Source organism: Paraglaciecola sp. (assembly GCF_051252315.1).
Classification (GTDB): domain Bacteria; phylum Pseudomonadota; class Gammaproteobacteria; order Enterobacterales; family Alteromonadaceae; genus Paraglaciecola.
Genome location: NZ_JBPOFP010000207.1, coordinates 1 through 4257, shown reverse-complemented (window position 1 = coordinate 4257; position 4257 = coordinate 1). Strand labels below are relative to the sequence as shown.

Sequence of the window (4257 nt, the reverse complement as noted above, 5' to 3'; positions counted from 1 at the left end):
ATAGAGGCCACGAAACAAGCACGTATATACGTGAACCAGTTTTTATTAGCGAACAATATAAATGAGCCATTTGTTACGATTTCCTTAAGAGAATATGGTCATCAGAATTCTAGAAATACTAGCTTAAATATTTACGAACATATATCTCGTTTATGTTTAAATCAAAATATGAAAGTAGTTGTTGTGCGAGATACTAATAAGGCTTTAGAAAAAAGTATTGGCTGGAGTGATGTTGTTGAATGCCCGGTAGCCTCATTTGATATCGCTATCAGGATGGCATTATATGAAGCTGCATTTTTCAATGCTTCTGTTTCATCAGGTCCCTCGTGTGGCTTAATGTTATTGTCCAAAAATTGTGATTTTATGATGACTCACATCATTGAAAATAGTCAATGGTGTAGCAGTGAGGAATTTCTAAAAGACAGACAAGGAATACAAAAAGGAGAACAGTTTTCATTTAGTAGTGAATTTCAAAAAATATGCTGGGAATTAGATGAATTTGCGATTATTGACGAATTTAAAGGTTTGTTAACTAAAAAGTTATCTACTGTAAAGTCTTGAGTTAGTAGTTAAATTAACTCATGCAAGAATAAGAGTAATAAATTATGAAAGTATTAGTAACAGGTGCGTGTGGTTATAAAGGAACTGTCTTAGTCCCCAAACTATTAAATAAGGGATACCAGGTTGTTGCACTGGATACCCAATGGTTTGGTAACTTTTTGCCTGAACATAAAAATCTAAATGTAATCAAACATGATGTGAGAGATACGGCGAGTATTCCGCTAAAAGGGATTGATGCAATAGTTCATTTAGCTTCAATTGCTAATGATCCATGTGGTGACTTAAATCCTAAGTTGACATGGGAAGTAAGTGCCTTAGCAACTATGCAGCTTGCAGATAGAGCCAAGCGGGAAGGGGTGAATCATTTTGTTTACGCCTCATCTGGAAGTGTGTATGGGGTCAAAGAAGAAGAGCAGGTCACTGAAGACTTGGTACTTGAACCAATTTCTGAATATAACAAAACAAAGATGGTAGCGGAAAGAGTCATATTAAGTTATGAAAATGACATGGTGGTTCAAGCCGTTAGACCAGCCACTGTATGTGGAATTTCTCCTCGAATGCGTTTAGATGTCGCCGTGAATATGTTAACTATGCAAGCGTTAACTAATAAGAGAATTACCGTATTCGGAGGTGACCAAAAACGACCAAATATCCATATGGATGATATTACAGACTTATACATATTCTTGTTAGAAAACCCTCAACATACAGGGGTTTTTAATGCCGGTTTCGAAAATATCTCTATCTTAGATATTGCCAATATGGTGACTGCAGATATTGATGCTGAAGTAGTTGTTTCCCCTTCTAATGACCCTCGCTCTTATCGAATTAATTCCGATCGACTTCTCGCTACTGGGTTTAGACCGAAGAAAACAGTACAAGATGCCATTAATGAAATAATTGCTGCTCATCGGGCTGGAAGTTTGGTCGATGAAACTCGATTTCACAATCTCAAATGGATGGAAGAAAAAGGCTTAGCATGATTGATTTAGCTAAAGGTTATCTGACAAAACTGAATACTGCTACCGAGCAATTTGATTGGGCGTTATTAGAGCCATTAGCGGAACACATGCTAAACGCGATAGCCAATAAAAAACAAGTGTTCATATGCGGCAATGGCGGAAGCGCGGGTAATGCTATTCATCTAGCTAATGACTTTACTTATGGCATTCACCCTAATGGTAATGCTTTACGAATTGAGGCTCTCCCGGCAAATGCTGCAGTACTTACATGTTTAGGTAACGATATTGGATATGACAATATTTACTCTCATCAATTGAAGGTTAAAGCCAATAGTGGCGACTTATTGATTGTTTTATCCGGAAGTGGAAATTCCCCCAATATTCTAAACGCCATAGAACAAGGGAAAAGTATAGGCATGACGACTTTTGCTATATTAGGTTTCTCTGGTGGTCAAGCGAAAGCTATGGCTGATTATCCTCTGCATTTTGATATTGATGATATGCAAATTTCAGAAGATTTACAGGTCATTGTTGGGCATATGCTGATGCAATATCTGCATGACAAATTAAAGGGGGGAGCATGAGTAATTCAGTAGTTGTTATTGGTAGCAATTCATTTTCAGGATCGAGTTTTTGCAAGTTTTTATTAGATTTAGGGTATGAGGTGATTGGGATCAGTCGTTCTCTTGAACCTATAAACGCTTTAGCACCACATTTGTGGAGTAAAACTGGACGATTTCAGTTCCATCAATTGGATCTTAACCAAGATCTCGAAAAAATTGATGTTTTACTCGATAAAATAAAGCCATCTCATGTATATAATTTTGCTGCGCAAAGCATGGTAGGACAAAGCTGGGAATTCCCTGAGCACTGGTTTATGACAAATGCAGTGTCCACGATCAAGCTGCATAATCTTTTACGTTTTAAAGATTATTTAGAAAAGTATATTCATATTACGACGCCTGAAGTCTACGGAAGCTGTAGTGGATTTGTGTCAGAAGAGCAAGTTTATAATCCAAGTACTCCTTATGCTGTTTCACGAGCTGCTGCCGATATGAGCTTGAAAACATTTTTTGATGTACATAACTTTCCAGTTGTCAGTACTCGAGCTGCGAACGTGTATGGCGAAGGTCAGCAATTATATCGAATTATACCTAAAACTGTTATTTCTATTCTTACCGGTGAGAAGCTGCCATTACATGGTGGCGGGCATTCAGAACGCTCGTTTATTCATATCGATGACGTGTCAGATGCCACATTGAAAATTGGTGAAAAAGGAACATTAGGCGAGTGTTATCATATATCGACTTTAGATACGGTTTCAATTCGAGGTTTAGTTCAAAAAATCTGTGACACACTTGAAGTGCGATTTGATGATGTATGCGACATAGTGGGTGACAGGCCCGGAAAAGACGCTGCCTATTTGTTAGATGCTACAAAGTTAAGAACGACTTTGGGGTGGCAAGATACAATAAGTCTTGAACAAGGCTTAGCGCGCACAGTTAAATGGACTAAAGATAATTTAACGTCATTGTCCACACAAGCAACTAGTTATATCCATAAGGTTTGATAAATGGAAATTGATCTTTTAAAGAATTACCCAAAAAGTAAGCGAAATACGCAAGGACGTAGTGAAATAATGAGTGATGAAGTAAAAGCCATCGCTCGTCAATATGGTAAAGATTTTTTTGATGGTGATCGCCTGTATGGTTACGGCGGTTTTAGTTATATGTCACGATTTTGGCAACCGGTTATACCCGATCTTATCGCCCATTTTGGTTTAAATAATTCATCTAGTTTATTAGATGTGGGTTGTGCTAAGGGGTTTATGCTTTATGACCTACTGAATACTTTACCAGAGATGGAAGTCGCCGGATTAGATATATCAGAATATGCTATTGAAAACGCAAAACCTGAAGTTAAAGAATTATTAGAAATTGGTAACGCTAAAGCTTTACCGTTTGCAGACGATAGTTTTGATGTAGTCATGAGTATTAATACAGTGCACAACCTTGAACGAGATGAGTGTGCTAAAGCGTTACAAGAAATTATGCGAGTTAGTCGAGGCAAAGCATTTATTACTGTTGACGCATATCGTAACGACGAAGAAAAAGAACGAATGATGCAATGGGCGTTGACAGCTAAAACCATAATGCACGTTGATGAATGGAAGTTGTTTTTTAAAGAAGTGGGTTATACCGGTGATTATTACTGGTTTATACCTTAGGAGTAATTTTTAGCATTTCAAATAAAATACTTCTTAATTTTTGAATAGTACAAGTTAATAAAGTTATGTAACCCCGGAGTTTTAGATAAATGAGTATCTTTTTTTCTATAATAGTACCGACATGTGAGAGGGTTGAAATACTTGAGCCGGTTCTGAAAGCGTTGTTAAATTTGGAATATGACAACTATGAAATTATAGTATCAAGCAACGCAAGTAGAGATGATACATTGTCAGTTGTGTCTAAAATAAAAAATGAAAGTTCAATTCCTATCGTTCTAGTTAAAACAGAAGAGCGATTAGATATCTGTGCGCATTGGGATTTCGCGCTATCTCATGCTAATGGTGATTATATTATTATTTGTGGCGATGATGACTTCTTAGCGCCAAAGGCTCTTTCTTACGCTAACCAAATAATTTCTGAATATAACTCTGACCTATTGGTTTGGAAATCCGCTTTGTATTACCATGAAAACTGGTCTGTAGAACCCATATACCCCGATATATCTC

Annotated in this window: 6 protein-coding genes; all 6 read left to right on the top strand. The window is 37.1% G+C overall.

The features are described from left to right. The coding region (locus ACSHXM_RS21175) for a hypothetical protein (protein ID WP_435692298.1) at positions 1–561 on the top strand (561 nt) is incomplete at its 5' end. Positions 562–605: 44 nt separating this feature from the next. Further along, positions 606–1544 carry an NAD-dependent epimerase/dehydratase family protein gene (locus ACSHXM_RS21170; protein ID WP_435692296.1) on the top strand — a complete coding sequence of 313 codons (939 nt, stop codon included), beginning with the start codon at positions 606–608 and terminating at the stop codon, positions 1542–1544. Next, positions 1541–2107 carry an SIS domain-containing protein gene (locus ACSHXM_RS21165; protein WP_435692294.1) on the top strand — a complete coding sequence of 189 codons (567 nt, stop codon included), beginning with the start codon at positions 1541–1543 and terminating at the stop codon, positions 2105–2107. The genes ACSHXM_RS21170 and ACSHXM_RS21165 overlap by 4 nt, the downstream gene beginning before the upstream one ends. After that, entirely contained in the window at positions 2104–3093 is a 990-nt protein-coding gene (locus ACSHXM_RS21160) for a GDP-mannose 4,6-dehydratase (RefSeq protein WP_435692292.1), read from the top strand. Before ACSHXM_RS21165 ends, ACSHXM_RS21160 begins: the two co-directional genes overlap by 4 nt. Positions 3094–3096: 3 nt before the next feature. Further along, positions 3097–3750 (top strand): class I SAM-dependent methyltransferase, encoded by a 654-nt coding sequence (locus ACSHXM_RS21155; protein WP_435692290.1) that lies wholly within the window; start codon positions 3097–3099, stop codon positions 3748–3750. Positions 3751–3839: 89 nt separating this feature from the next. Beyond that, positions 3840–4257 (top strand): glycosyltransferase family 2 protein (locus tag ACSHXM_RS21150; protein ID WP_435692288.1); only part of this gene is annotated, 418 nt, incomplete at its 3' end.

Bases quoted from the DNA above. Each gene is read 5' to 3' on its own strand.
- ACSHXM_RS21170 (WP_435692296.1), top strand. From the start codon at position 606: ATGAAAGTATTAGTAACAGGTGCGTGTGGTTATAAAGGAACTGTCTTA.
- ACSHXM_RS21165 (WP_435692294.1), top strand. From the start codon at position 1,541: ATGATTGATTTAGCTAAAGGTTATCTGACAAAACTGAATACTGCTACC.
- ACSHXM_RS21160 (WP_435692292.1), top strand. From the start codon at position 2,104: ATGAGTAATTCAGTAGTTGTTATTGGTAGCAATTCATTTTCAGGATCG.
- ACSHXM_RS21155 (WP_435692290.1), top strand. From the start codon at position 3,097: ATGGAAATTGATCTTTTAAAGAATTACCCAAAAAGTAAGCGAAATACG.